The sequence below is a fragment of the Aeromonas sobria genome (genome assembly GCF_006243315.1).
In the GTDB taxonomy this organism is placed as follows: Bacteria; Pseudomonadota; Gammaproteobacteria; order Enterobacterales; family Aeromonadaceae; genus Aeromonas; species Aeromonas sobria_A.
In genome coordinates this window covers 1-25,321 of the sequence record NZ_NKWE01000033.1, presented here as the reverse complement: position 1 = coordinate 25,321, position 25,321 = coordinate 1, and the positions used below count along the sequence as shown (strand labels likewise).

Genomic DNA, 25,321 nt, shown 5'->3' with positions numbered 1-25,321 from the left:
GGGGGAGGGGGATAAGAGGGGGGCAACGCATGGGCACTGGTGCAGCCTGACCTGGGAATCACTGTCGCGAACCATAAAACAGCACAGGCGGTCAGTGTGAACTGCCGCCTGTGGTCAGGGGATTATTTCCCCTCTTTGGGTTGTTGAGAATGGGGTTGCTGTGAATGCGGCGGTTGCGAGTGCATCACCTTGTAGATGAAGTAGGCCGCGTAAGAGCTGATGAGCAAGAAGGTGCCGATAATCACCAGCATCGACATCAATCCCACGCTATTGCCAAACATCAGGTCCAGCCAAAAGTCCATTTTATTGCTCCTGTCACCCGGTTGATGACAGGCATGATAAATACCTCTTTGCCCCGTTTGGGATGATCCCGATCAACTCCCTTGCAGGTTGTTTAATGACCAGTGAGATCTGTGATCGTTCTCACTGGACTCCTTGTTCCTGAGCCTGCACCGGACCCGGAGTGGTGAGTGGGGTAATGTGCCACCCCTGCTGTTCCAGCAGCGCCAGCAACCCCTGTTCGCCGTAAAGGTGCAGGGCGCCTACCACGATAAAGCTCTCGTTGGGCAGGGTGGACCATTTTTGCAGCCAGTTGTGGTTGCGCTCGGCCAGCAGGGTCTGCTCCATCCAGTTCTGTAGCGCGGGCGGGGCCATCTCCTCCTTGAGCAGATTGATCAGAGTCGCCTCATCCCCCTGCTGCCACGCCTTCATCACGGCGGCGAATCCGCTCTCCAGCATCGGTAGCTCATCCAGGGTGCTGGCGAGCATCAGGGTCTGGTTGTCACCTACGCTGGCTAGATAACCCAACTGCTCCAGCAGGGTTTCAAAGCCTACCACCTGCTTGCCCTCTTTGGCGGCCCGGGTGGCAAAGTGCTGGTCTATCCCTAGTTCACTGTTGAAATCGGAGCGGGCCATGGCGGCCTGGGTCAGGGTAATGGCGGCAAACCAGGGGCGCAGGGTGGCGAGGGTAGCCTCGTCGATGCCATAGCGGGCGCCCGCCATCAGGGTGCGTTGATAAAGCTCGGCAGGCAGATGATCCTTGAGGGGTTTGCCATCCACCAGTCGGGTGAGGGAGCCGGTCTGTTGCCACTGATCCGGCGTGATGCTGTTCATGTCCACCTCTATCACCAGTGCCCGGCTCTGCAGCCAGGCCCGCTCGACCGGCTCGGGCAGAGGATAAAGGGCAGGCTTGCCCGCATGGATGGAGCCCAGCAGCCAGTGTTGCTGGTTGCCCTTGCTCACCCGATAGAAGGCGGGATCGGCAAAGGCGTGCAGCGGTAGCAGCAGGCAGAGCAGGAAGGCAAAGAGGGTGCGATGAAATCTCATGGGGATCCTTAATATGCGCCGGGTGACTTCTCTTGCTGACAATAACTCCTATGATAAGTCCTCATTTCAGATAACCAAGAGGTTTGCCATGCCCCATCTTCGTTTTCGCGCCGTGACTCTCGATACCCTGCGACAGCTGAGCGGCCCGCTGCTGGCCGAGCTTTGCGAGCTGACCGGCGGCAAGCCGGAATTTGTCACCATAGAGCGGGTGGAGAGCTGCTGGATCCGCAACGGTGAGCCAGAGGCGGGTTTTCCGTTTGTCGAGCTGCACTGGTTTGAACGGCCGCAGGAGATGCAGGATGCCGCCGCACGTCTTATCACGCGCCATCTGAAACAGCTGCTGGGGGAGCAGACCTATGTGGTGGTGCAGGTGATCCCCATGGTCAAGAGCGCTTACTACAGCAATGGCGAGCACTATTGAAGAGAGGATGTCGGGTTAGGTCGCTATGCGGCTAACCCAATCTACGCTACTGGATGCTTATCGCCAATCACGGGATCAGGACGATTTGGCCAGCAGTTTGTCGAGCCAGCGAGTGGGCAGGATCCGTTTTAGCAGTGCAAAAATTCTGGTCGGGGTGGTCACCGGATAGCGAGCCTTTGGATTGGCGTGGGTCAGTGCGTGCAGCAGTGGCGGGATACACGCCTCGCTGGGGAGGGTAAAGCCGCTGGTGGCGCCCTCTTTTTCCAGCCGGGTCAGGGTCTGGTGGTAGGCTGACTGGTGGCGGCTCTGGGCCGGATCGATGTAGCGCAAGAAGGCGCTGCGGGCATTGGCACGAAAACGGGTATCGATGGGTCCCGGTTCAATCAGGCTGATATGTACCCCGCTGCCCGCCAGCTCGAGACGCAGAGTGTCGCTATAACCTTCCAGCGCAAATTTGCTGGCGTTGTAGGCGCCGCGATACTTCATGGCAACTAGCCCCAGAACCGAGCTGTTTTGCACTATCCGGCCCTCTTTGGCCTCCAGCATCGGCGGCAGTACCTGCCGGATCAGATGGTGCCAGCCAAACAGATTGGTATTGAACTGCTCCCTGAGCGCTTCGGTGGGCAGATCTTCCAGCGCCCCGGGTTGGCCATAAGCGCCATTGTTGAAGAGGCCATAGAGGCGCCCGCCCGCCAGATGGAGCGCCGCACTGGCGCCCAGCTCAATGGAGGCTAGATCCGCCAGATCCAGCTGTACTGCCAGTAATCCTTGTTGCTGCAAGCGGGCCACATCTTCCGCCTTGCGCGCCGAGGCGATCACGGTAAAACCGTGCTGCCCCAGCGTCTGTGCGGCGGCGAGGCCAATACCGCTGGAACAACCGGTGATCAGAACAAAACGGGGCATGATGGCGTCCTTGTAGCTGCTGGCAGAAGTGTGCGGGCTGGTGTGCGGATAAAACCCTTATCCGGCTCGCATGTTAGCCTGCCAACCGTAAAAAAGAAAACCGGGCCAAGTGGCCCGGTTTGCTGACATCGTATTGCCTGATTACATGATGGTAAACGGAGCAATGATGTGGAACTTGACGTCACGTTCGGAAGTAAACATGTTCGGGTAATACCAGCTGCCCAATTCGTCTTGTTTGTTGTTGTAATCGGTGAAGTGCAGTTTGAACAGAGTACCTTTCAGCTTGCCATCTTGTACGGTGTACATGACATCGAAGTTAGCTGCCCACTCTTTACCGTCAACACGAGTGCTGTTGCCATTTTCGGCATCCCAGCCGTAAGCACCAGATACACCGACAGTCCAACCAGGCGCACCAACCAGGTCATCCAGAGAACGAGTCACGCCAGCAAACAACGCTTTCTCGTTGTTTTCGTTCCAGTCGGAACGGGAGTCCCACCAAATTTCGTTGGCACCTTGAGAGTTTGCATAGCCAGTAGTCAAACGAGGTAGATAGTTACCCAAATCGCCTTCCGCTTTGGTCCACATCCCCTCCAGACGGAAACTGTACTGGGCATAGTTCCAAGCTGCAGTCAGTGCTTGCTGCCATGCCAGACCGTTATAGTCATTGTTTTCAGTATCAGATCCGTAGAATTGGTAGCTGGTGGAGAGGCCGCCCAGTACGTCAAACTTGTGAGCAAGTTTAAAGTGGTAACTGTCCATATAGCCTTCGGACTGACCGAAGGAACCGGTCACAGCAGTACCATTTTCGAAGGTATAACGGGCAGCTAAGCCGTGGATATAGTCGATGCTATTTTCATCGTTAAATGCAGTACTGCCTGCATACATCGACTTTTTAGAGAATCCAGCAGTCTCTTTAAACCATGGTGCTTTGTATTCATCGGCAATTGCGTAAGTGAGGTAGAGACCGCCAAAGTTGCCTTCGACTTGACCACCACGATAGGTACCCGGCTGATAGGACCAGTTAACACCAATCACACCAGGAACGTACAATTGTGTATAACCACCTTTAGCTGTAACACTGTCACCCAATTTAAATTTCAGTGCCGCGTTAGAAAGGCTAAACCCGCCTTCCGAAACGCCATCCATTTTTCCGCCCCACTGTCTGCCAATGAAGCTGAACTCGTTTTCTTCGTTAACACCATTGGTTTCATCAATTGAAAGGTCGTAAGCACCGAAACCACCGAGGTCTAAGCCGATGAAATCCCACGCGTAACCAGAGTTAAAATTCAGGGCGACTTGAGCAGTGGCGTGGCTTAGGTTGGATTTGTATTTACCAGCTTTAGGATTTGGAATTTGTTTGTCTGGGTCGTTTGGGTCTGCCATCATAGGGCCTTCCACGCGCTGACGATCGCGCTGGAAGTAGAACAGACCACCGCTCAGTTTGGCATCATCGGCAAAGGCCTCATAGGATTTGCCGTAGGTTGGGCTCATCATGTCCTGAGCAGCCAACGCCATACCGGGGGCGACCAGCGCGGCTACCACAGCGGCACTCAAAGCGGCGCGCTTGAAGATCACTTTTTCCATCTTTATTGCTCCTGATTTTATGGACTTAGCTTTTTTTCCGGCAGTTGGCATCGGGCCTACAGCTCGGTATTGGCATTGCAATCAAAACCCCTAAGGGCAAAAAATCTTGTCTTGGTTACCTGCGAACCCGGATGTCTTTGCACATCTGTGGTTGGCGGTCCTGATCATCACATGTTGTTTTTTTATGTTCCGATTCTTGGCTATCGGACAATCCCAAGAGTACGTTCGCGGTGCGAAATATCAATGAAAAGTTCCCGTCATGTTTCAAAAGTATGACCGAGAGCAAATATTCATTACCGCACCTGTAATCTGTTACATCCCTTGTATCGCGGCAATAAAAGCGTTTTTCTTGGCTGTAGCCTGCGTTCACACTGGTTTTTATCAATCAGGGTCCGAGTAGAGCAGTTAACCTCGTTGTAACAGATAAATTTTCGTTACAAAAAAACTATTCGCCAGATGTTTGCCAGCTGTCACGGGAGGGAAGCGAGACGTTGAGCCTGCTGACTGAGGTGGTGAAAACCTGAGTCATGACACAGATTTAGGTGTTCCTTTTTTATTTTTGCCAGTGATTCCATAGCCTTGGCTCGTTGATCAAGGGCGCGCATTGTCACATTTCTGGCATGTCGTACCAGTGAGCCAACGCACATTACGGGGATGCAAATGAGGGTGATTTTGGTTTTTTTGACTTGGCTAACAGCTAGAAGTTAATGATAAAAATATTAATTTCTAGCTAACTGAACATGGAGGGTTAGCTGGGAATTCACATATTTTCTTTCGAGAATTAAGATTGAGACTCTGCAGGTTGCTTCCTATACTCGGCCTGTTCCTCACGGAACCCAGGTAAAGGGCAAACCGGTAGTGATGTCGGGGCGCAATGCCTCCGGTCTTGATCATGGATCCAGATAGCGGGGTTTCCCTGGGTGAGGGTGGTTTTTGTGGCAGGTCCATTGCCAGTTGTCTGCGCCCATCATGCAGGTTGCGATTGTTCTTTGCCTTGGTGACCAACGCCAAGACAAAACAAGGAAGATAACAATATGCGACAGCTCTTCAGACCCAGCAGGCTTGCCATGCTGGTCGCCCTTGCGGCTGCGCCCGCCTGGGCTCAGGCCGCTTATCCCGCCTACAAATCCGGTACTGCCTACAAGGCTGGCGATATCGTCAGCAACGTCGGCGCGCTCTACGAGTGCAAAGAATTTCCCTATTCAGGCTGGTGCGGGGCATCTCCCTATCACTATGAACCGGGCGTTGGTGCGGTTTGGGCCGATGCCTGGAGGCTCTATGGCGGCGAGGTGCCACCCCCGGCGCCCAGCGTAGCTGTCAGCTCACCGGCTGCCGGTGCCAGTTTCAATGAAGGTGCCAGCGTGGCGCTGGCGGTGAGCTTGAGCGGCCCGGTGACTGCATTGGTCAAAGTCGAATACCACATCGACGGCAAGCTGGTCGCTACGGCGAGCGCCGCTCCCTGGAATGCCAGCTGGAGTGCCGCCGGAGTGGGGGCCCATGCTCTGAAAGCCAGGGCGCTGGATAAAGATGGCAAGGTGTTGAGTGAAGCGGACTCCAGCTTCAAGGTCGCCGCCGTGGTGGCACCAGAGGCGCCCAAGGCGAGCATCAGCAGCCCGGCCAATGGCGCCAAGGTGACGCTGGGTCGCAGTGTGGCGGTGAGCGGCAATGTCACCGATGCCAATAACGATGTGGCCAAAGTCGAGCTCTATGTCGACGGCAAGAAGATTGGCGAAGATACCACTGCTCCCTGGCAGGTGAACTGGACGCCGGATGCCAAGGGCAGTGCCGCCCTCAAGCTGGTGGCCACTGACAAGAGCAATCTGAGCGGCGAGTCGGCGGCGGTAACCGTCACTGTCGAAGAGGCCGCGTTGCCGCCAGATGGGGGGAACCTCTCCTGTGATATCCGCCAGATCTACCGTCCGGATGGCTACGAGTGCATGGGGGATGACCACGCCCGTCGGGTCATCGGCTATTTCACCTCCTGGCGCACCGGCAAGAATGGCCTGCCAGCCTATCTGGTGAGCGACATTCCGTGGAACAAGATCACCCACATCAACTATGCCTTCGCGGCGGTGGATGAGCAGAGCCACCTGATCAAGGTGGACGATGCTGCCACCAAGATGACCTGGGACGGCGTGCCGGGTGCCGAGATGGATCCTGAATTCGCCTACAAGGGTCACTTCAACCTGCTGTCGAAGTACAAGAAGCAGTATCCGGACGTGAAGACCCTGATCTCGGTAGGGGGCTGGGCTGATACCCGTGGTTTCTACACCGCTACCACCAAGGGCGACTGCTCGGTCAATACCGACGGTATCAATGCCCTCGCCAACTCGGCAGTCGGTTTCATCCGTCAGTACGGCTTTGATGGGGTTGATATCGACTACGAATACCCTACCTCTATGAAGGATGCGGGCAACCCCAACGACTTCCCGCTCTCCAACCAGTGCCGGGCCAAGCTGTTTGCCAACTACGAGGTGCTGATGAAGACCTTGCGGGCGCGGCTCGACAACGCTGGTAACGAAGATGGCCGCAAGTACATGTTGACCATCGCCTCACCGGCGTCGGCCTATTTGCTGCGCGGGATGGAGAACTTCCAGGTCACCCAGTACCTCGATTACGTCAACCTGATGACCTATGACTTCCACGGTGCCTGGAACAACTTTGTCGGCCACAACGCAGCGTTGTTTGATAACAAGGCTGATGGAGAGTTGGCCAACTGGGGCGTCTATACCCAGAAAGAGTTTGGTGGCATCGGTTACCTCAATGCGGCTTGGTCGGCACACTACTTCCGTGGTGCGCTGGCAGCTGGCAAGATCAACGTCGGTGTGCCCTATTACACCCGCGGTTGGCAAGGGGTCAGTGGTGGCACCCACGGTCTGGGTGGCAAGGCGGCCCTGCCGAGCCAGAGCGATTGCCAACCCGGCACCGGTGGCAGCACCATTCCGTGCGGCAACGGGGCGGTTGGCATCGACAACATCTGGCATGATCTCGACAAGAACGGCAAAGAGATTGGCGGTGGCGCTGTGCCCATGTGGCATGCCAAGAACCTGGAGAACGCGGCCAGCCTCGGCATCACTACCCTGCCGAGCTACGGCACTGCCTGGGGTCTGGATCCCAACAACCCTGCCCACGTGATGCAAGGCAAGTATGTGCGTTACTACGATGACAAGGCCCACGCGCCCTGGCTGTGGAACGAAGAGAAGAAAGTGTTCCTCTCCACCGAAGATGAAGAGTCCATGGGCCACAAGCTCGACTACATCATCAACCGTGGTCTGGGTGGTGTGATGTTCTGGGAGATGGCGGGCGACTACGCTTTCGATCCTGCCAAGAACGAGTACGGGATGGGGGATACCCTGACCACGCTCGCCTACGACAAGTTCGCCAAGGCGACGAAGTACCACACCAAGCAGAACGATCTGGCAGCTCCGGCGGCCCAGCTCGACATCGCAGTGAGCCTCTCCGGCTTCAAGGAAGGGGACTCCAACTACCCGATCAACCCGACCCTCAAGCTCACCAACAACTCGACCCAGACCATTCCGGGCGGTACCCGTATCGAGTTCCTGGTTCCGACCTCTACCTCCGATACCATTACCGACCAGAGCGGCATGGGATTGAAAGTGGTTGAGAGCGGTGGCAACCAGAACTCCGACGGCATTGCGGGCGAGAAGGACTTCCACAAGGTAGGGCTGACCCTGCCGACCTGGAAGGCCTGGACACCAGGAGCTGATGTGGAAGTGGCGCTGACCTACTATCTGCCAGCCGCCGGTGTGCCGAGCGGTATCCGCATCATCAGCGGCAACCAGACCGCCGGTCTCAAGGCCGAGTTCCCGACTCTGCCAGAGGCGGTGCTGGGTTCCGGTGGTGGTGATAATCCGGGGACCACTTGCAGCAGCCAGAGCATTAATCCTGCATCTTACAAGGCCTATCCGACCTGGCCGCAGGGGGACCATGCCAATGGCGGCGATCGCATAACCCATAACAAGGTGGTGTGGCAGGCCAACTGGTGGACCAGCAGCGAGCCCAAGGCAACCGACGGCAGCTGGAAATCTGTATGTAGTTATTAATCTTGAAATCAATGAGATAAGTGGGGCTTCGGCCTCACTTTTTTTGTCTGGTTGGTCGATCTGGTTGAAAATGCGCCTGCCTTTCCTGGCGGGCAGCCTCTATAATAGAGGCGATTAATAAACAGATGGACGTTGCATATGGCGAGTATATTGGATTCAGTTGATCAACGAACTCAGCTAGTCGGTGAAAACCGCCTGGAGTTGTTGATGTTCCGTCTCGGCACCCGCCAGATCTTTGCCATCAACGTCTTCAAAGTGCGGGAAGTGGTCAAACTGCCGCACCTCAGCCGAATGCCCGGTTCTCACCACAATATCAGCGGTGTGGCCAACATCCGTGGCACCTCGATCCCGGTGATCAATCTGCGCAGTGCCATCGGTATGCGCCACATGCCCATCGACAGTGAATCCAACCTCATCATCACCGAATACAACCGCACCATTCAGGGCTTTTTGGTGGGTCAGGTTGCCAACATCGTCAACATGACCTGGAAGGATATTTTGCCGCCACCGCGCTCTGCCGGGCGTGCCAACTACCTCACCGCCATCACCCGTATTCCGGATGACGGCGTCGATCAGATCGTCGAAATTATCGATGTGGAGAAGGTACTGGCGGAGATCATCACCTATGACATCCGTATTTCAGAAGAGGTGCTGGATCGGGATATCCTGCCCGAGATGCATGGTCGCAAGGTGCTGATCGTCGATGATTCCAGTACTGCCCGTAATCTGGTGCGAGAAACCTTGATGCAACTGGGCCTTGAAATCATTGAATGTCAGGATGGCTTGCAGGCGCTTAACCTGCTGAAAGGTTGGTGTGATGCAGGCAAGAAGGTGACCGACGAGATTTTGCTGATGATCACCGATGCCGAGATGCCGGAGATGGACGGCTACCGTCTGACCCACGAGGTGCGCAGCGATCCGCGCATGTCCGATCTCTTTATCACCCTCAACACCTCCCTGAGCGGCAACTTCAACGAAGCCATGGTCAAGAAGGTGGGCTGCGACCGCTTTATCTCCAAGTTCCAGCCCGACCTGCTGGTGGGGGTGGCCCAGGAGCGGCTGCGTCAGGTGCTGGAGGGCTGACAGGTCGCTTGCCGGTTATGCTCAATCGATAACAGAACATCCCGCCTCGGCGGGATGTTCTGTTATGGGATATTGGGGATGGATTGGCTGCGCTAGGGCGCCACTGAGATGTTATCTGCCGGTCAGTCCATGGCAAAACATCCTGTTTTGGCGGGATGTTCTGTTATGGGATATTGGCGACAGACAAGCGGGCTTATTGGCTGAGTAGCGGCTCCATAAAGCGGGCCACCTTGTCGCGGATCTGGGGTTGAGCCGCCGGGGTGGGATGAATGCCATCGTTCATCATAAGTTCAGGGCGCAGCGCAATATCATCCATGAAGAAGGGTAGCAGCGGCAGATCGTTGGCTTGGGCCAATTCGGGGAAGATCTGCTCGAACTGGCGTAGATAGCGGGCACCGTAGTTGCGGGGCAGCTGGATCTGGGTCAACACCACACGGGTCTGCTGCTCCTTGGCGAGTGCGATCATGCTGGCCAGATTCTGGCGGGTAATGGTCGGCGCGAAGCCGCGCAGGCCATCGTTGCCCCCCAGTTCGATCAGCAGCCAGTCGGGATTGTGCTCCTTCAGCAGGGCGGGCAGACGGGCCAGCGCCCCTTGGGTCGTTTCACCGCTGATACTGGCATTGAGCAGGGTGTGCTTGCCCCCCTCTTCTTGCCATTTCTGGTTGAGCAGGGCGGGCCAGCTCTGCTCAAGCTGCATCTGATAGCCGGCGCTCAGGCTGTCACCCAGCACCAGCAGGGTCTGGGCTTGAACCGACGAGAGCAGGCTGCCAAGGCCAACCAACAAGGCAAACAGAATACGCACCATCAATTCAACTCCCGCTATGGATTGCCATCAAGGGATTGGAACAAAGGACACAGAGCATGAGTTCAACCCCCATTATTGTCGTCAAGGGCCTCGGCAAATCGGTTCGCCTCGGCCAGGAAAGCCTCACCATCCTTGAAGGGATCGATCTGCAAGTCAATAGCGGCGAGACAGTGGCACTGGTCGGCGCCTCCGGCTCTGGCAAGTCCACCCTGCTGGGGCTGTTGGCCGGGCTTGACCTGCCAAGCCAAGGGGATATCGAAATCCTCGGCAAATCCCTTGGCGAGCTGGATGAAGAGGGGCGGGCCCGATTGCGCGCCGAACAGATCGGCTTTGTGTTCCAGTCGTTCCTGCTGCTCCCCACCATGACGGCGCTCGAAAATGTGATGCTGCCCGCCGAGCTGCGCGGTGAGCGGGATTGCGAGCCAAGAGCTCGAGAGCTGCTGGCGGCGGTCGGGCTTGGCGAGCGGTTGCATCATCTGCCGCCCCGGCTCTCTGGCGGCGAGCAGCAGCGGGTGGCCATTGCCCGCGCCTTTATGACCCGCCCCAGCCTGCTGTTGGCGGACGAGCCGACCGGTAATCTCGACAGCAAGACCGGCGAGAAGGTGATCGAGCTGCTGTTTGAACTCAATCGTAAGCACGGCACTACGCTGGTGGTGGTCACCCATGACCATCAGTTGGCCGAACGTTGCCAGCGGCAGGTGGTCATGACCGCGGGTAGGCTGGAGCGCGAGGTGGCCCATGGTGTGGTGTAACGGGGTGAGCTGCGGGTCAGGCGGGAGATGCAAAGGATGATGCAGTGGCGACTGGGATGGCGACTGCTTCGCCGGGAAGGTTTCAGCGGCGAGCTGCGCTGGTTTGTGCTGGCGCTGGCACTTAGCGTGGCGTGCGTTTTGAGTGTGGCGCTGGTGGCGGATCGGCTCGATGCCGGACTCAAGGCGTCGGGCCGTGATTTTATCGGGGCGGATCGGGTGCTGCGCACTGCCGCCGCCCTGCCGGATGGCTGGCTGGCTCGGGCGAAACAGGATGGCTTGGCGCTGCAGACCACCGTCAGCTTCAATAGCATGTTGTTTCACGGCGATGCGCTGCAGCTCGCCTCCATTCGGGCGGTGCCCGACGGTTTTCCCTTCTACGGCAAGCTGGTGCTGGAACCGGCTCGTGCCCCGGCCCCCGGCGAGATCTGGCTCTCCGCCCGGGTGATGCAGCTGCTGCAGGCCAAAACGGGGGATGAGCTGGAGGTGGGCAATACGGTGCTCAAGGTGGCAGGTTTGCTTGGCGAGGAGCCGGATCAGGGCTTCAGCCCCTTCCTGCTGGCGCCACGGGCGCTGATCCATAGCGCCGATATCGAGGCGACCGGCGCTCTGTTACCGGGTAGCCGCCAGCAGTGGCGCTATCTGTTCAAGGGGCCGCGAGAGTCGCTGGCCCGTTACGAACAGTGGCTGCTGCCGCAATTGCAGGCCGGGCAGAAGTGGATCAAACCGGATGACAGTGAATCCCGGGTGGGCCGCTCGCTGGCCAATGCTGAGCGTTTCTTCCGGCTTGCTTCGCTAAGCGGGGTGTTGCTGGGGGCGCTGGCGATGGGCATTGCGGTGCGCCACTTTGCCGAGCGCCAAACCAATATGGTGGCGCTGCTCAAGACGCTGGGGGCATCCCGTGCCAGCCTGTGGCAACTGATGAGCGTGTTGCTGCTGTCGTTGACGCTGATCGGGGCGCTGCTGGGTCTGGTGGCGGGCACCGCCATGCAGTGGATCACCTTGCAACTGCTGGGGGACCTGTTGCCGCCGGATCTGCCGCCTCCCTCCTGGCGCCCCTTTGCCCTTGGGGTGGCGGTGGCGCTCTTTATCACCCTGCTGCTCGCTTTTGTCCCCTTCTTGCGGTTGCTAAAGGTGCCACCGCTGCGGGTATTGCGCCGCGAGCTGGAGGCGGGCATTCCCCCTTGGCTGGCCCTGCCGGTCGGCTTGCTCGGGCTGTTTGCGCTGGTGTGGGGCTTCACTGCTGATGTGAAACTTGCGCTGGGCCTGGTCGGTGGCATGGGATTGCTGATGGGGCTGCTGGCTCTGCTGGCGTCACTGATGTTGCGGCTGGGGGCCAGAGTGAAGGGGCCGCACGCACTTCGGTTGGCGTTGGCACACCTGTCGCGCGAGCGCAGCAGTGGCCTGTTTCAGCTGGCGGGTTTTGCGCTGGCGCTGATGCTGTTTGGCCTGCTCTGGGCGGCCCGGGTCGATCTGCTGGATGAGTTTTCTGCCCGTCTGCCCGCTGATGCGCCCAACCGTTTTCTGGTCAATGTGGCCGAAAACGAGCGGGAGGGGATCCTGAGCGAATTGGCGGCGGCGGGGGCCACCACCTCCGATTTCTATCCCATGGTGCGCGGCAGGCTGACCCATATCGCCGGTGAGGCGGTGGGCGAGGGGGCCAGCAGTGGCCGTGAAGGGGTTGATCGGGAGCTCAACTTTACTACCACAGCCACTCTGCCAGCCGACAACAAGCTGGTGGCCGGGAAGTGGCTCTCCGGCCCCGGCGAGGTGTCGGTCGACAGCGAGCTGGCCAAGCGGCTCGATATCAAGCTGGGGGATATGCTCGCTTTCACGATTGAAGGACGCAGCTTCGGAGCCAGGGTCACCAGTCTGCGCAGCATCAAGTGGGACAATATGCGCCCCAACTTCTACATGATCTTCTCCAGGGATCTGCTGGCCTCTTTCTCCAGCACCTGGTTGGGCAGCTATCGTTTGCCGATTGAAGGGCGCAGCGCCGAGGTGGAGCTTATCCGCCGTCATCCCACGGTGAGTCTTATCGATGTGGATGACCTGATTGCGCGGCTCACTCAGGTATCGCAGCAGGTGAGCCGGGCGCTGGCTCTGATGCTGGGGCTGGTGACGGTGGCGGCACTGCTGGTGCTGCTGACCCAGACTCAGGCCAGCATGGCCCAGCGTCGGCGCGAATTGTTGCTGATGCGCACTTTGGGTGCCAGCAGCGACCTGCTGAAAAAGATGCTGCGCTGGGAGCTGGTGGCCAGTGGCCTGCTGGCGGGGCTCTGCGCCGCCATGGTGGTGGAGCTCTGCTCCTTTGGCCTGCAGTGGTGGTGGTTCGAGGGGCAGTGGCAGTTCCACTGGGCCATCTGGCTCGGCCTGCCAACTCTGGGGGCTTTGCTGGTGACGCTGGCCGGGCAGGGGATGCAGCGCCAGCTGTTGGCGGGCACCCTCAGCGATCGGCTGCGGGGTCTGGGTCAGGGGTTGCTGTAATCTCGCCAGCGCGAGCCGATGCCACCACTAGGTGCAATCGACCAGCAACAATAACAAGCAGCCCGGCCATTGGCCGGGCTGCTTGTTATTCGAAGGGCTGACGAGCGGGCGCAGCGAGCTGGCGTCAGTTAACGGGGTTCGTGCAGCAGATTGGTGAGGGTGCTTGGCAGCTCGGGATAGCTGAAGTGGAAACCGGCCTGTTGCAGTCGTGCGGGCAGCACTTTTTGTCCGGTCAGCAGCAGATCCGCCGCTTCCCCCATCACCAGTTGCAGCAGCGGTGCCGGGACAAAAAAGAGGTGCGGACGGTGCAACGTGGTGGCCAGGGTCTGGCTGAACTCCCGGTTGCTGACCGGATGGGGGGCTGTGCCGTTGAAGATGCCGTTGCACTCTTCGTGCTCCAGCAAGAACAACATGGCGCGCACCAGATCCTGCACATGGATCCAGCTCATCATCTGGCTGCCCGACCCCATGGGGCCGCCGAGCCCGAGCCGATAAGGGGGGAGCATTTTGGGCAGGGCCCCGCCATCCATGCCGAGCACCAGCCCGATCCGTACGATGCAGACCCGGGTCTGGCTGCTCTGTGCTTCCTGTGCTAGCGTCTCCCACTGCTGACACAGCTGGTGGGTGAACTCGTCGTTGGGAGAGCGGCACTGCTCGTCGAGGGTTTCGGTGCCCTGTCGGCCATACCAGCCGATGGCGGAGGCATTGATTAGCACCTTGGGCGGCGTGCTGGAGAGCTTGATGAGATCCACCAGCTGCTCGGTCAGCAGCCAGCGGCTATCGCAGAGCAGCTGTTTGCGCTGCTCGCTCCAGCGTCCTGCGGCGATGGGTTCACCGGCCAGATTGATCACTGCATCCACGTCATTGAGGTCATCAAGCCGGTCCAGGCTGTCGATCACCTTAATATCATGGCCGAGCAGGGTATAAGCGCGGCTGCTTTGCCGACTCAGAACCACCACCTCGTGATTGATCTTGAGATGAGCCACTAGTTTACGGCCGATAAAGCCGGTTCCTCCTGTAATCAGAATTTTCATCGTGGTCCACTCCTGCTGCGGTCTTGCTCTACTCTAATGGCACCTATCCAGATCAACAAGCAAGATGCCTGGCGAACATATAGTTACTTAAATGTATGTTAACCATATCTCTTCCTTGCGCTGTATTGTTGAACAAAGTGATGAGTTGATTGATTGTTGTTGGATGGACATTTGTTGTTCGCTCGCTATCATGACGACCCTTCGCGCTGGCCACTGGGGCTGTCACCACTTAATCCGTGTATCAAAGAGGCATCCATGCCATTTCGTCGTTTGAAACTTCGCCAGCTCTACAAAAGGATTGTGGTGGCACTGCTGGTTGGCGTCACGCTCCTGCTGCTGGGGGGCGTAGCTGTGATATGGCAGACCGTTTCGGAGATAAGGAAGGATGCCGAGTCACGTTTGCAGCGTGCCCAGCTGATGTTTGATCGCACCCTTGGTCATGCCCAGCAAGCAGCCACCAATGTGGAGGGCGTGATTGGAGCTCCCTGTTCGGAGGCTGCATTGCTGCTGCGTGAGCAGGTGATCATGGTACCCGATGTCCGTTCCGCCAATCTGGCTATTGGCAGCCGGATCTACTGTACGTCTCTGTATGGCGCCTATGATGGGCCCTTCGGTCCGGACGACTATGTAAACGGCAAGCTGCAACTGCTCAGTGGTAATGAGACGACTCCGGATAGACCGCTGATCGTGCTGCGTCATGAGGTTGACCAAGGAAGTGCACTGATCGCTGTGGATGGTTATTACCTGCGTAGTATTTTGGAGATCGCCAGCAAGAACTCCCCTATGGCCTTGGTAGTCGGGGATCTTGCGCTGTTTGGTTCAGGTCAGGTGGGGGCCGCGCCTCCCTCAACAGACGAGGGCTATATGGCACTCTCTTCGGCCAGTTTCCCCTACAAGGTAGTCACCCAGGTGACGAGTGATGACTATCTGAGCCACGCCTGGCGCTATTCCAGAGACACACTAATCCTTTGTCCCTTGTTGGCGTTACTGGTTGGATTTGGCATCTTCTGGCTGATGGGCCGCAGTCACAGCCCGGCAGAAGAGTTGAAACGGGCGTTGGTACAGCAGGAGTTTATTCCCTACCTGCAACCCGTGGTTGGCGGTGATGATGAGCAGTTGCGCGGCTGCGAGGTGTTGATGCGCTGGCAACACCCCAAACAGGGAATGATCTCGCCGGATCGCTTTATTCCTCTGGCGGAAGATAGCGGGCTGATTGTGCCCATGACCAGCCATTTGATGGCGCAGGTACGTGATTATTTCTCCCCCCATGCCAGCAAGCTGCCGACGAAATTTCATTTTTGCTTCAATATTTCTGCCAGCCACTGTAAGGATCTCAGCCTGGTGGCCGATTGCCGGGCATTTCTCGATGCGTTTAAGGATAACCCCGTCGATTTGGGGCTGGAGCTGACCGAACGGGAGCTGATTGTGGCCGATGAGGTAACCGATCAACTGTTTGCCGAATTGCACCAGTTGGGGGTGTTGATCGCCATCGATGACTTTGGTACCGGTCACTCCAGTTTGACTTATCTGCAACAGTTTCAGGTCGATGCGCTCAAGATCGATCAGAGTTTTGTCGGCATGATAGGGACTGATGCGCTCTCCAGCCATATTGTCGAGAACGTGATTGATCTGGCGATCCGGCTGGAATTACTGCTGGTGGCGGAGGGGGTTGAAACTCAGGCTCAGGCGGATTATCTGCGGGCGCGCAATGTTGACTATCTGCAAGGGTATTTCTATGGGCGGCCAGTCTCGATGAAGGAGTTCAGCAAGCGCTTGTTTGGCTGAGTGGCGTGGCAGTTGCAATAAAAAACCAGCGAGAGATCGCTGGTTTTTTATTAGTGCAGCGGGGTATGCAGATCAGAGCATGCGCTGGAGTGCGCGCACCAGCCGTTTGACCCCCTCTTCGATGGTGGCTTCATCCACACAAGAAAAACTCAGGCGCAGGGTGTTTTTGATCTCGGGGCGCACATAAAAAGGTGCGCCGGGTACGAAGGCCACCTTCTCTTTGATTGCCTCGTCAAACAGCGCCATGGCACTGATGTGATCCGGCAGGGTCAGCCAGAGGAACATGCCTCCTTCCGGTCTGGTGTAGCTGACGCCGAGCGGGCAGTGACGAGCCAGCGCGGCCTCCATGGCGGCACGCTGGCGACCATAGACCTCTTTGATTTTTTCCAGATGCGCGTCCAGCGAGTGGTCCATCAGGAAGCGGTGCAGCACCTGCTGGCTGAAGGCGTTGCTGTGCAGGTCGGTGGCCTGTTTGGCGATGGTCACCTTCTTGCGCAGCCAGTCCGGCACCAGCATCCAGCCCAGACGGAAGGCGGGCACCACGGTTTTCGAGAAGGAGCCGAGCAGCACGGTATTGCTTGGCGCCAGCTTGGCAATCGGGGGCAGATGCTCCCCTTCGAAGCGCAGCTCGCCGTAGGGATCATCTTCTACCATCAACAGCTCGTGGCTGACCAGTCGCTCGGCCAGCGCCTCGCGGTTGGCACGGCTGTAGGAGACGCCGCTCGGGTTCTGGAAATTGGGCACGCCGTAGAGCAGTTTGGCATTGGAACCGCTTGCCAGCAGCGCATCCAGCGCCGCCAGATCCAGCCCCTCCTCGCCGAGGGTAATCGGCTTGAAGTTTGGCTGGTAGACAGAGAAGGCCTGAATGGCGCCAAGGTAACCCGGCTCTTCGATGATCAGATCCTGCCCCTCGTCGATCAGCACCTTGCCCAGCAGATCCAGCGCCTGCTGGGAGCCGCTGGTGATCAGGATGTTGTCCGGATTGACCTGCATGTCGTGGCGGGTCAGGTAGCGGTCGGCAATATACTGGCGCAGCGGAGCGAAGCCCTCGGTGGCGGCATATTGCAGGGCGGCAGCCCCTTGCTCGCGCAGCACATCCTGACAGGCCTGATCGATCGCCTTGACCGGAAACAGGTGGGGATTGGGCAGGCCACCGGCGAAGGAGATGATCTCCGGATTGGCGGCAACTTTGAGGATTTCACGGATAAAGGAAGGTTCGACCTTCGCGAAGCGCTGGGCAAAAAACGGCTGCATAGACAATTCTCTCGGCATGTGGGCGGTCGCTCCATTCGACCGCCAGGTTATCCGTTTGTATCAGATTTCAGAAATGAGGCAATGATTGTCACAAAAATCGCCAGAAAAGGGCTGGATTGACACTGGTTCGGATTATATTGAGCGGTTAACTGGGATGTAGAGCCTGTTAAGGGACCGGTTGGTGGCGCAATGGAATATTTGTTGTCTGAAACACTTGCGCCTTGGGCCTATCTTGGGATAATTCGCTCCCCTGTTTTCGCTGATTGACGAGATAACGAGCAATTCATTATGCCTGTGACCCAAGATGTATTTAACGAAGACGGCACTTTTATGCGCAAAATACGCAGCTTTGTCCGTCGCGAAGGCCGCCTGACCAAAGGGCAGGAGAAGGCACTGGAAGATCTCTGGCCGGTCATGGGTATCGATTTTGCGCCAGCGCCCCTCGATCTGGTTGCCCTGTTTGGCCGTGAGGCACCTGTGGTGCTGGAGATCGGTTTTGGCATGGGTGCTTCTCTGGTTGAGATGGCCAAGAATGCCCCCGAGAAGAACTTCATCGGTATCGAAGTGCACTCCCCGGGCGTAGGCGCCTGTTTGGGTACTGCACAGGAAGCGGGTGTCACCAATCTCAAGGTCATTTGTCATGACGCGGTCGAGGTGCTGGAGCACATGATCCCCAATGGCTCGCTCGCCTGCTTGCAACTGTTCTTCCCGGATCCCTGGCACAAGAGTCGTCACCACAAGCGCCGCATCGTACAATCGGCGTTTGCGCAGGATATTCGTCAGAAGCTGGCCATCGGTGGCGTGTTCCACATGGCGACCGACTGGGAAAACTATGCCGAGCACATGCTGGAAGTGATGAGCGCCGCTGAGGGTTACCAGAATACCTCTGCGACTGGCAACTGGGTGCCCCGTCCGGACTGGCGTCCGCTGACCAAATTTGAACAACGTGGCCATCGTTTGGGTCACGGGGTTTGGGATCTGATTTTCAAACGCGTCAGCTAAGCTGGCACGTCAATTCACCTAGCGTATCAACTAACTTGAGGAGCTATCATGGCCAATCGTAGCCGCCGTCTGCGTAAGAAACTGCGCGTCGATGAATTCCAGGAAATGGGTTTCGACATCAGCTTCAACTTCCCGGTCGGCACTGCCGAAGAGTCCATCGATGCAGTAGTCGATGCGATGATCGATGAGGTTGTAGAACCCCGCCGCCTGGCGTTCGCCGGTTCAGGCCACCTGGCTTGGGAAGGGATGATCTGCACTCAGCAACTGGGTAAATGTACCGAAGAAGACCGTGCTGTGCTGAAATCCTGGCTGGAAGGCAAGGGGATGGAAGCCGTGGTGGTCACCGAGCTGTTCGACCTCTGGTACGGTGAACCGGCCTGATACAGGGCTGCCTTGCTGGCGCCTTGTTGTGGGTAATTAGACAAATCCCGCCGCTGGCGGGATTTTTGTCAGTGGGGATGGGATCTCCACCGCTGTTTTAGTCATGGAATCGTTTATCGCTTATGGTGTTGTCATCCGAATTACTGGCCAGCATCCTTGAAGAGGTGCGCCCGCTGCTCGGGCAGGGCAAGGTGGCCGACTACATTCCTGCACTGGCTCTGGTACCGGCCGATCGCCTTGGTATCGCAGTCTGTACCGTCGAGGGGGAGCTGTTTACCGCTGGTGATGCCTGCGAACCTTTCTCCATCCAGAGTATCTCCAAGGCCCTGAGCCTGACGCTGGCGCTCACCCTCTATCAGGAGGAGGAGATCTGGGCCAGGGTCGGCAAGGAGCCTTCCGGCCAGCCGTTTAACTCGCTGGTTCAGCTTGAATTCGAGCAGGGCATTCCCCGCAACCCCTTTATCAATGCCGGGGCGCTGGTGGTGAGTGATCTGCTGGAGACCCGCCTCACCGCGCCGCGGCAACGTACCCTGGAGCTGGTGCGGCGTCTTGCTGGTAACCCGGCCATCATGGCGGATCAGGTGGTGGCTCGCTCCGAGTATCAACACTCGGCCCGCAATGCCGCCATCGCCTATTTGATGAAGGCCTATGGCAACTTCGAAAACGAAGTGGACAAGGTACTGCAAAGCTATTTCAATGCCTGCGCTATCCGCATGAGTTGCGTCGATCTGGCGCGGGCATTCGTCTATCTGGCCAACCGTGGCGTGCCGCTGGGCGGCAACGAGCCGCTGTTGCCAGCCCGCACCACCAAGCAGGTCAACGCCCTGCTCGCCACCTGTGGCCTCTATGACGAGGCCGGTGATTTTGCCTATCGGGTCGGCATGCCGGGCAAATCGGGGGTGGGTGGCGGTATCATCGCCCTGATCCCGGGGGAACTCAGCGTCTGTGTCTGGTCACCAGAGCTCAACAAGGCTGGCAATTCGCTGGTGGGTACGGCGGCGCTGGAGCTGCTGGCTGAGCGGCTGGGCCGCTCCATTTTTTAACCTTGTTCACTATGAATCGAGAAATCACCATGAAACGACATTTTCGCTCTCTGCAGGCCGTTTTGGCGACCTTACTGCTCTGGTGCGCACAGCCGGCTGTGGCAGGGGAATTACCACGGCTCTCGCTGGCCGATGCCAAGGCCAAACAGGCGGTCATCCTGGATACCCGCGCCAGCCACTTCTATCAAGGCTGGCCCATGGACGGAGAGAAGCAGGGGGGCCACGTTACTGGCGCCGAGAGTCTTTCTGCCGATTGGAAATACAGCGATGAAGAGTGGCCAGCAGCGCTTGAGAGCAAGGGGCTGAAGGCCGATCGTCCGGTTGCGATCTACGGTGCGCCGCGGGAAGTCGCCGAAGTCGCACGTCTGCTGCGCAAGCAAGGCGTGAAGCAACTGTTTGAGCTGCAGGGCTGGAAAACTATGCCACGGGAGTCTCTGGCTCGCTGGCAACAGCTGGTCTATCCGCGCTGGCTGGCGGACCTGCAAGAGGGCAAGCCGGTCGTAGCGGCGCCCAAGGGCGACTGGAAGCTGTTTGAAGTGGATTGGGGTTCACCCAAGGCCTACCTTATCAGCCACATCCCGGGGGCAGGTTATATCGATACCAACAGCCTCGAAGAGGAGCCGCTGTGGAACAAGGTCTCTGACGAGGCATTCAAAAAGTTGCTGCTGGAAAATGGCATCCGTCACGACACCACCGTCATCCTCTATGGTCGCAATACCATGGCGGCGGCCCGTGCCGCTCACCTGATGATGTATGCCGGGGTGGAAGATGTGCGCCTGCTGGATGGGGGGCTGGATGCCTGGTTCGTGCAGCACCTGCGCACCGAAACCGGTCTGCCCAACAAGTATGAGCCGGTGAAGGAGTTTGGCGTGGCCATTCCCGCCCATCCCGAATACTACACCACGCTAAGTCAGGCTAAAGAGTTGCTCAAGCAGCCGGATAGCGCGCTGGTCAGCGTGCGTACCTGGGACGAGTTTGTCGGCAACACCTCCGGTTACAGCTACATCAAGCCGAAGGGCGATATCCCGGGGGCCAAGTGGGGTCACGGCGGGGTGGATGCCAACAGCATGAGCGACTTCCATAACCCGGATGGCACCATGAAACCGGCCCGCGAGATCCTCACCATGTGGGACCAGTGGAACATCGAACCTACCCAGCAAGCCGCCTTCTACTGTGGTACTGGCTGGCGCGCCTCCGAGGCCTTCTTCTACGCCTGGCTGATGGACTGGAAACGGATCAGCGTCTATGACGGCGGCTGGTACGAATGGAGCATGGATCCGAAAAACCCGACCGTGACCGGTGAGCGACAGCCCGCCAAGTCATGATTGAGCAGTAGATAAGAGGCCGGACAGATGTCTGGCCTTTTTCATTGCTGTGCCCACCCAGCCAGATAGCGATGCCAAGTCGCTGATTACCATCTTTGATTATCAAGGCTACCTGCGGGTGGCCCTGTCGTTTTCAGGAGTGACTGGCCGCCGCAGGCTGGATGTCTCTGATGTGCGCAAAGAGTTCCTTTTGCTCGCCATTCACGGCATGAATACAGCTTCCGTTATGGTTTGACCTGTATCATAACGCTCCGTTTTTATTGGAGGTGTTATGTCCCTGAACTCAATCTGGCGTATCGCGAGTTCCAGTCGCGTTCTATTTGGTACTCTGTTGCTGGTGGTGGCTTCGGCCTGCCATGCCAGTGATGACCAGTTCACCCTTGGTCGCACTATTTTGCTGGGGATCGGTGATCATGGTGCCAATATTCCCATGGTTGCTTGTCGTCAGACCAAATATATCAAGGTGAAGGCGGAGCGCGATTTGACGCTGGATCGGATCGTGGTGACATATGGTAGTAATCGCACCAAGACCATCAAATTTGATCGCAATATGCGCGCTGATAAAGAGACCGAATGGAAATCCCTCGGCTCGAGAGTCTGTGTAAAACGGCTTGAAGTGTACGGTAATGCAGAGGGGAGCAAGGCGGGCGTCAAAGTATTTGGCCGTAAATAATCGGGCTACGATTTTTTAGTAATGGCGAGCCGTGGCTCGCCATTACTTTATGGCCGGGTCAGCTATTTTTTCGGTCGAAATGGCTTGATGACGGTTTCATCGCACTCGAGGTAAGGCCCCTCCATCAAATCGATGCAGTAGGGGATCGCGGGGAAGACGGCATCCAGACATTCGCGGATCGATTTGGGTTTGCCCGGCAGATTGACGATCAGGGTGTCATCGCGCAGTCCGGCGGTCTGGCGCGACAAAATGGCGGTCGGCACAAACTTGAGGGATTCGGCCCGCATCAGCTCGCCAAAGCCCGGCATCATGCGATCACACACTGCCTCGGTCGCTTCCGGCGTGACATCCCGCTTGGCCGGGCCGGTGCCGCCGGTGGTGACGATCAGGCAGCACTGCTCTTCATCCGCCAGCCGGATCAGGGTCGCTTCAATTTGATCTTGCTCATCCGGGATCACCTGATAGACGGGTTCCCACTCTGAGGTCAGGTAGGCGTTCAGGGTGTCGATGATGGCCTTGCCAGAGAGATCTTCATAGATGCCCGCGCTGGCGCGATCACTGACGGTGACGATTCCGATTTTTGCCTTGCTCATGGTCTGCTCTTGGATGAACGATAAAGTGGAAATTAAAATAACATAATCAGTGAGATATGTTAAATAATCAGGAAATGAGGCTGAGTGGAACGGGGGGAATAAAGTGTCGAATGAAGCGAAGTAAAGTCACACTGGCTTTTATTTGAAGTAAAAAACATAAAATTACAGCCAAAAGCGTATAAGTGTTTTGGAACGCTCAAACTTAAAATAATTGCTTGTTCCTAAACGCAATTAAATTTGATAAGCACTCTCTCCTGTTCACCCCGGAACCTGTTGATTGAACCCTTTTTATGTTGGTCGTATATACACTGTTATATAGCTGGAGCGCTATGTCACCGATATGGCACCGATATGAGAAGCCAGCAAAGATTGCCGAGGAGGGCGTATGGAGTTGCCTGATTTTGATACCTTGAAAGAGCTGGCTACAACTGAGCCTGCCCGATTGGATGCGATTCTGGAGCAGCAGATAGATCAGTTGATGACCCGGGCAAGTCCTGATCAGCAGCGCCGTCTGCGTGGCTTGCAATTCAAGATTGATGGCCAGCGTCGGTTGGCGAAAAACAATCTCGATAGTTGTATCCGGATCGCCAACATGATGCGGGAATCCTTTTATGTGATGCGTAGCGAAATGCTCCAGTTCAGTGAGCAGGAGGAGTTACCAGCTGAAAGCGATAGCAGTGGTAAAATAATCTGTCTGGCTGACTATCAATGTGGTAAATAATCTACCCAAACGCTTCTTTTTGATATTTTCACTGAATATGAGGAAACCAATATAAACAGCTATTCATGATATGCCGATTGTTATGGTTTTTAATGTTAGTGGTAATTTATTTGTAATGTGGCCTCTTTTTTCCTTCTTGTAATAACTGGTAGACCAGGTCGTGATAGGGATGGATGAATAACAACAAAAGTTAGGCTAATATGGCCGACACTTTTATTGCTACGACTCGAAGGGATTATGAGAAGTATCACACCAAGACGGGTGTTGTCGCGGGAGCAACAGACAGAGATCACCCGCATTATCGTCAAGGTGGGTCAGATGTTGGCCCAGTTCGGGGCGGAGAGCCGGATCATCGAGCAGACCACGGTGCGCCTTGGCATGGCGTTGGGGCTGGAGAGTGTCGAAATGGCCATCTCTTCCAGTGCCATCGTGCTCACCAGCCTCTATCAGGGCGGGTGCGTCACCACCACCCGGCGGGTGCGCGAGCACGGCATCAACATGCAGGTGGTGTGTGAAATTCAGCGCATCTGCATCATGGCGGAGAAAGAGCTGATCGGTGCCCGTGAAGTGCGCCAGCGGCTCGAAGCCATAGTCCCATTCCACTATCACCCCTGGTTGGTGGTACCCATGGTGGGGCTCTCTTGCGGCGCATTCAGCCTGTTGTTTGGTGGCGATTGGCCCATCTTCCTGGTGACCTGCTTTTCGTCTGCCGTGGCGATGCGGGTGCGCCAGTTGATCGCTCGTCATCACCACAGCCCGCTTATCAACTTTGCCGTGACCGGCTTTATCGCCACCCTGCTCTCCTCCAGCGCTACCTTCTTTGGCTGGGGGGCGCAGCCTTATCTTGCCATGGCGGCGAGTGTCTTGCTGCTGGTGCCTGGCTTTCCGCTGATCAATGCCGTCTCCGACATGGTGAAGGGCTACTTCAACATGGGGCTGGCCCGCTGGGGCACCGCGACCCTGCTGACCATCAGTGCTGCGATCGGCATTATTCTCGCCATGTCGCTGACCGGGATTTGGGGGTGGAAGGTATGATGGACTTGCTCTGGTTATTGGCCAAGGATGCGTTCTGGTCATCGATCCCCGCGGTGGGCTTTGCCATGTTGTTCAACGTGCCGCCACGGATGCTGAAATATTGCGCCATGGGCGGTGCGCTGGCCCACAGCCTGCGCACCCTGCTGATCCACTACGGCATGCCTATCGAGTGGGCCACCCTGGCGGCGGCGACCACGGTCGGTTTTGTCTGCGTCTACTGGTCCCAACGTCTGTTGGCACCGCGTCCGGTGTTCAGTGTGGCTTCGATCATACCGATGATCCCCGGCAGCTATGCCTTCAAGACCATGATTGCGGTGGTGGAACTCAATATCTCCGGGGTGACCATGGAGCTGATGCAGAGCGCGGTGGAGAACGGCCTCAAGGCGCTCTTTATCGTCGGTGCCCTTAGTTTCGGTTTGGCGATCCCCTCTCTGGTCGTGTACCGTAACCGCCCCATAATTTGACAGACGGTGAGAGCCCCAATGAAGATCTCCATGATTGCCGCCATGGCCCACGACCGGGTGATCGGCAAGGACAACCAGATGCCCTGGCATCTGCCTGCGGATCTTGCCCACTTCAAACGGGTGACCCTCGGCAAACCGGTATTGATGGGGCGCAAGACCTTCGAATCCATTGGTCGACCGCTGCCAGGACGGCGCAATCTGGTGATCAGCCGCAACCTCGGCTATCAGGCCGAGGGCATCGAAGTGGTGGGCTCCGTCGAGGCGGCGTTGGCCCTGCTGGCGAGCAGCGCGGTGGCGGAGTTGATGGTGATTGGCGGCGGTCATCTCTATGCCGAGCTGTTGCCGAGCGCCGATTGCCTCTACCTGACCCGCATCGATCTGGCGGTAGAGGGGGATACCCGCTTCCCCGCCTTTGACGATGGTCAGTGGCAGCGCATCGACAGTGAGAGCCACCCGGCCGATGAGAAGAACCCGCACCCCTACAGCTTCGAGACCTGGCAGCGACGCTGACCCGCGCTAACTGATAGCCAGTAAAAAGCCCCTTGTGTTGCACAAGGGGCTTTTTTCGGGCTCTGTCCCAATTATGTGT

General features: G+C 57.4%; 23 protein-coding genes and 1 riboswitch. Of the genes, 15 read left to right on the top strand and 8 right to left on the bottom strand.

The features are described from left to right. Window positions 1-122: 122 nt before the first annotated feature. Window positions 123-302, bottom strand: coding sequence for a DUF3149 domain-containing protein (locus CF137_RS11220; protein WP_005338733.1), 180 nt, complete (start codon window positions 300-302; stop codon window positions 123-125). A 121-nt stretch (window positions 303-423) separates the two neighbouring features. Then, entirely contained in the window at window positions 424-1,326 is a 903-nt protein-coding gene (locus CF137_RS11215; protein ID WP_139719043.1) for a TraB/GumN family protein, read from the bottom strand. A gap of 88 nt (window positions 1,327-1,414) precedes the next feature. Here CF137_RS11215 and CF137_RS11210 point away from each other — a divergent pair, with 88 nt between their 5' ends. Then, the gene (locus tag CF137_RS11210; RefSeq protein WP_139719042.1) at window positions 1,415-1,747 is read left to right on the top strand and encodes a DUF1904 family protein; all 333 of its coding nucleotides are present in this window, start codon (window positions 1,415-1,417) and stop codon (window positions 1,745-1,747) included. Between the two features lie 75 nt (window positions 1,748-1,822). Here CF137_RS11210 and CF137_RS11205 read toward each other — a convergent pair whose 3' ends face one another. Together CF137_RS11205 and CF137_RS11200 are read right to left on the bottom strand one after the other, a co-directional pair. Beyond that, entirely contained in the window at window positions 1,823-2,650 is an 828-nt protein-coding gene (locus tag CF137_RS11205; RefSeq protein WP_139719041.1) for an SDR family oxidoreductase, read from the bottom strand. Window positions 2,651-2,791: 141 nt separating this feature from the next. Next, on the bottom strand, window positions 2,792-4,234 hold the full coding sequence (locus tag CF137_RS11200) for an OprD family outer membrane porin (protein WP_139719040.1): 1,443 nt from the start codon (window positions 4,232-4,234) through the stop codon (window positions 2,792-2,794). Between the two features lie 836 nt (window positions 4,235-5,070). Continuing rightward, window positions 5,071-5,153: riboswitch (cyclic di-GMP riboswitch) on the top strand. A gap of 115 nt (window positions 5,154-5,268) precedes the next feature. Between CF137_RS11200 and CF137_RS11195 the strand changes: the two genes are divergently transcribed. Both CF137_RS11195 and CF137_RS11190 read left to right on the top strand, forming a co-directional pair. After that, window positions 5,269-8,298, top strand: a complete 3,030-nt coding sequence (locus CF137_RS11195) for a glycosyl hydrolase family 18 protein (RefSeq protein WP_162515918.1) — start codon at window positions 5,269-5,271, stop codon at window positions 8,296-8,298. A 138-nt stretch (window positions 8,299-8,436) separates the two neighbouring features. Then, a complete protein-coding gene (locus CF137_RS11190; protein ID WP_101325601.1) occupies window positions 8,437-9,381 on the top strand; it encodes a chemotaxis protein CheV in 945 nt (314 codons plus the stop codon). Between the two features lie 193 nt (window positions 9,382-9,574). On the opposite strand, the gene CF137_RS11185 is transcribed toward CF137_RS11190, so the two are convergent. Beyond that, a complete protein-coding gene (locus CF137_RS11185) occupies window positions 9,575-10,186 on the bottom strand; it encodes an arylesterase (RefSeq protein ID WP_101320900.1) in 612 nt (203 codons plus the stop codon). A 56-nt stretch (window positions 10,187-10,242) separates the two neighbouring features. Here CF137_RS11185 and CF137_RS11180 point away from each other — a divergent pair, with 56 nt between their 5' ends. Further along, the gene (locus tag CF137_RS11180; RefSeq protein ID WP_139719039.1) at window positions 10,243-10,938 is read left to right on the top strand and encodes an ABC transporter ATP-binding protein; all 696 of its coding nucleotides are present in this window, start codon (window positions 10,243-10,245) and stop codon (window positions 10,936-10,938) included. A 36-nt stretch (window positions 10,939-10,974) separates the two neighbouring features. Then, the gene (locus CF137_RS11175; protein ID WP_139719044.1) at window positions 10,975-13,422 is read left to right on the top strand and encodes an ABC transporter permease; all 2,448 of its coding nucleotides are present in this window, start codon (window positions 10,975-10,977) and stop codon (window positions 13,420-13,422) included. A 128-nt stretch (window positions 13,423-13,550) separates the two neighbouring features. On the opposite strand, the gene CF137_RS11170 is transcribed toward CF137_RS11175, so the two are convergent. After that, window positions 13,551-14,456: a TIGR01777 family oxidoreductase gene (locus CF137_RS11170; RefSeq protein ID WP_139719038.1), complete on the bottom strand. Its 906-nt coding sequence runs from the start codon at window positions 14,454-14,456 to the stop codon at window positions 13,551-13,553. Between the two features lie 255 nt (window positions 14,457-14,711). Between CF137_RS11170 and CF137_RS11165 the strand changes: the two genes are divergently transcribed. After that, complete coding sequence (locus CF137_RS11165) at window positions 14,712-16,241, top strand: EAL domain-containing protein (protein ID WP_139719037.1); 1,530 nt, start codon at window positions 14,712-14,714, stop codon at window positions 16,239-16,241. A gap of 72 nt (window positions 16,242-16,313) precedes the next feature. On the opposite strand, the gene CF137_RS11160 is transcribed toward CF137_RS11165, so the two are convergent. Continuing rightward, window positions 16,314-17,495 carry an aminotransferase-like domain-containing protein gene (locus CF137_RS11160; protein WP_139719036.1) on the bottom strand — a complete coding sequence of 394 codons (1,182 nt, stop codon included), beginning with the start codon at window positions 17,493-17,495 and terminating at the stop codon, window positions 16,314-16,316. A 288-nt stretch (window positions 17,496-17,783) separates the two neighbouring features. Between CF137_RS11160 and trmB the strand changes: the two genes are divergently transcribed. The 5 genes from trmB (at window position 17,784) to CF137_RS11135 (ending at window position 21,919) form a co-directional block, all read left to right on the top strand. Next, window positions 17,784-18,497: a tRNA (guanosine(46)-N7)-methyltransferase TrmB gene (trmB, locus tag CF137_RS11155; RefSeq protein ID WP_042022762.1), complete on the top strand. Its 714-nt coding sequence runs from the start codon at window positions 17,784-17,786 to the stop codon at window positions 18,495-18,497. Window positions 18,498-18,545: 48 nt separating this feature from the next. Next, window positions 18,546-18,878: a YggL family protein gene (locus tag CF137_RS11150; protein WP_042022764.1), complete on the top strand. Its 333-nt coding sequence runs from the start codon at window positions 18,546-18,548 to the stop codon at window positions 18,876-18,878. Between the two features lie 122 nt (window positions 18,879-19,000). After that, window positions 19,001-19,921, top strand: coding sequence for a glutaminase B (gene glsB, locus CF137_RS11145; protein WP_139719035.1), 921 nt, complete (start codon window positions 19,001-19,003; stop codon window positions 19,919-19,921). Window positions 19,922-19,950: 29 nt separating this feature from the next. Next, window positions 19,951-21,246: a sulfurtransferase gene (locus CF137_RS11140; RefSeq protein WP_139719034.1), complete on the top strand. Its 1,296-nt coding sequence runs from the start codon at window positions 19,951-19,953 to the stop codon at window positions 21,244-21,246. A gap of 271 nt (window positions 21,247-21,517) precedes the next feature. Continuing rightward, a complete protein-coding gene (locus CF137_RS11135; protein WP_068978088.1) occupies window positions 21,518-21,919 on the top strand; it encodes a DUF2541 family protein in 402 nt (133 codons plus the stop codon). Between the two features lie 62 nt (window positions 21,920-21,981). Here the strand turns inward: CF137_RS11135 and mog are convergent, their stop codons facing one another. Continuing rightward, the gene (gene mog, locus CF137_RS11130; protein WP_005354170.1) at window positions 21,982-22,512 is read right to left on the bottom strand and encodes a molybdopterin adenylyltransferase; all 531 of its coding nucleotides are present in this window, start codon (window positions 22,510-22,512) and stop codon (window positions 21,982-21,984) included. 385 nt (window positions 22,513-22,897) lie between these two features. Here mog and CF137_RS11125 point away from each other — a divergent pair, with 385 nt between their 5' ends. The 4 genes from CF137_RS11125 to folA all read left to right on the top strand — a co-directional run bounded on the left by CF137_RS11125 (window position 22,898) and on the right by folA (window position 25,242). Continuing rightward, window positions 22,898-23,233 (top strand): DUF3135 domain-containing protein, encoded by a 336-nt coding sequence (locus CF137_RS11125; protein WP_139428207.1) that lies wholly within the window; start codon window positions 22,898-22,900, stop codon window positions 23,231-23,233. Window positions 23,234-23,470: 237 nt separating this feature from the next. After that, entirely contained in the window at window positions 23,471-24,268 is a 798-nt protein-coding gene (locus CF137_RS11120) for a threonine/serine exporter family protein (protein ID WP_101325589.1), read from the top strand. Further along, the gene (locus tag CF137_RS11115) at window positions 24,265-24,732 is read left to right on the top strand and encodes a threonine/serine exporter family protein (RefSeq protein WP_139719033.1); all 468 of its coding nucleotides are present in this window, start codon (window positions 24,265-24,267) and stop codon (window positions 24,730-24,732) included. The genes CF137_RS11120 and CF137_RS11115 overlap by 4 nt, the downstream gene beginning before the upstream one ends. 18 nt (window positions 24,733-24,750) lie before the next feature. Continuing rightward, entirely contained in the window at window positions 24,751-25,242 is a 492-nt protein-coding gene (gene folA / locus CF137_RS11110) for a type 3 dihydrofolate reductase (RefSeq protein ID WP_139719032.1), read from the top strand. The last annotated feature ends 79 nt before the right edge of the window (window positions 25,243-25,321 follow it).

Bases quoted from the DNA above. Each gene is read 5' to 3' on its own strand.
- CF137_RS11220 (WP_005338733.1), bottom strand. From the start codon at position 302: ATGGACTTTTGGCTGGACCTGATGTTTGGCAATAGCGTGGGATTGATG.
- CF137_RS11215 (WP_139719043.1), bottom strand. From the start codon at position 1,326: ATGAGATTTCATCGCACCCTCTTTGCCTTCCTGCTCTGCCTGCTGCTA.
- CF137_RS11210 (WP_139719042.1), top strand. From the start codon at position 1,415: ATGCCCCATCTTCGTTTTCGCGCCGTGACTCTCGATACCCTGCGACAG.
- CF137_RS11205 (WP_139719041.1), bottom strand. From the start codon at position 2,650: ATGCCCCGTTTTGTTCTGATCACCGGTTGTTCCAGCGGTATTGGCCTC.
- CF137_RS11200 (WP_139719040.1), bottom strand. From the start codon at position 4,234: ATGGAAAAAGTGATCTTCAAGCGCGCCGCTTTGAGTGCCGCTGTGGTA.
- CF137_RS11195 (WP_162515918.1), top strand. From the start codon at position 5,269: ATGCGACAGCTCTTCAGACCCAGCAGGCTTGCCATGCTGGTCGCCCTT.
- CF137_RS11190 (WP_101325601.1), top strand. From the start codon at position 8,437: ATGGCGAGTATATTGGATTCAGTTGATCAACGAACTCAGCTAGTCGGT.
- CF137_RS11185 (WP_101320900.1), bottom strand. From the start codon at position 10,186: ATGGTGCGTATTCTGTTTGCCTTGTTGGTTGGCCTTGGCAGCCTGCTC.
- CF137_RS11180 (WP_139719039.1), top strand. From the start codon at position 10,243: ATGAGTTCAACCCCCATTATTGTCGTCAAGGGCCTCGGCAAATCGGTT.
- CF137_RS11175 (WP_139719044.1), top strand. From the start codon at position 10,975: ATGATGCAGTGGCGACTGGGATGGCGACTGCTTCGCCGGGAAGGTTTC.
- CF137_RS11170 (WP_139719038.1), bottom strand. From the start codon at position 14,456: ATGAAAATTCTGATTACAGGAGGAACCGGCTTTATCGGCCGTAAACTA.
- CF137_RS11165 (WP_139719037.1), top strand. From the start codon at position 14,712: ATGCCATTTCGTCGTTTGAAACTTCGCCAGCTCTACAAAAGGATTGTG.
- CF137_RS11160 (WP_139719036.1), bottom strand. From the start codon at position 17,495: ATGCAGCCGTTTTTTGCCCAGCGCTTCGCGAAGGTCGAACCTTCCTTT.
- trmB (WP_042022762.1), top strand. From the start codon at position 17,784: ATGCCTGTGACCCAAGATGTATTTAACGAAGACGGCACTTTTATGCGC.
- CF137_RS11150 (WP_042022764.1), top strand. From the start codon at position 18,546: ATGGCCAATCGTAGCCGCCGTCTGCGTAAGAAACTGCGCGTCGATGAA.
- glsB (WP_139719035.1), top strand. From the start codon at position 19,001: ATGGTGTTGTCATCCGAATTACTGGCCAGCATCCTTGAAGAGGTGCGC.
- CF137_RS11140 (WP_139719034.1), top strand. From the start codon at position 19,951: ATGAAACGACATTTTCGCTCTCTGCAGGCCGTTTTGGCGACCTTACTG.
- CF137_RS11135 (WP_068978088.1), top strand. From the start codon at position 21,518: ATGTCCCTGAACTCAATCTGGCGTATCGCGAGTTCCAGTCGCGTTCTA.
- mog (WP_005354170.1), bottom strand. From the start codon at position 22,512: ATGAGCAAGGCAAAAATCGGAATCGTCACCGTCAGTGATCGCGCCAGC.
- CF137_RS11125 (WP_139428207.1), top strand. From the start codon at position 22,898: ATGGAGTTGCCTGATTTTGATACCTTGAAAGAGCTGGCTACAACTGAG.
- CF137_RS11120 (WP_101325589.1), top strand. From the start codon at position 23,471: ATGAGAAGTATCACACCAAGACGGGTGTTGTCGCGGGAGCAACAGACA.
- CF137_RS11115 (WP_139719033.1), top strand. From the start codon at position 24,265: ATGATGGACTTGCTCTGGTTATTGGCCAAGGATGCGTTCTGGTCATCG.
- folA (WP_139719032.1), top strand. From the start codon at position 24,751: ATGAAGATCTCCATGATTGCCGCCATGGCCCACGACCGGGTGATCGGC.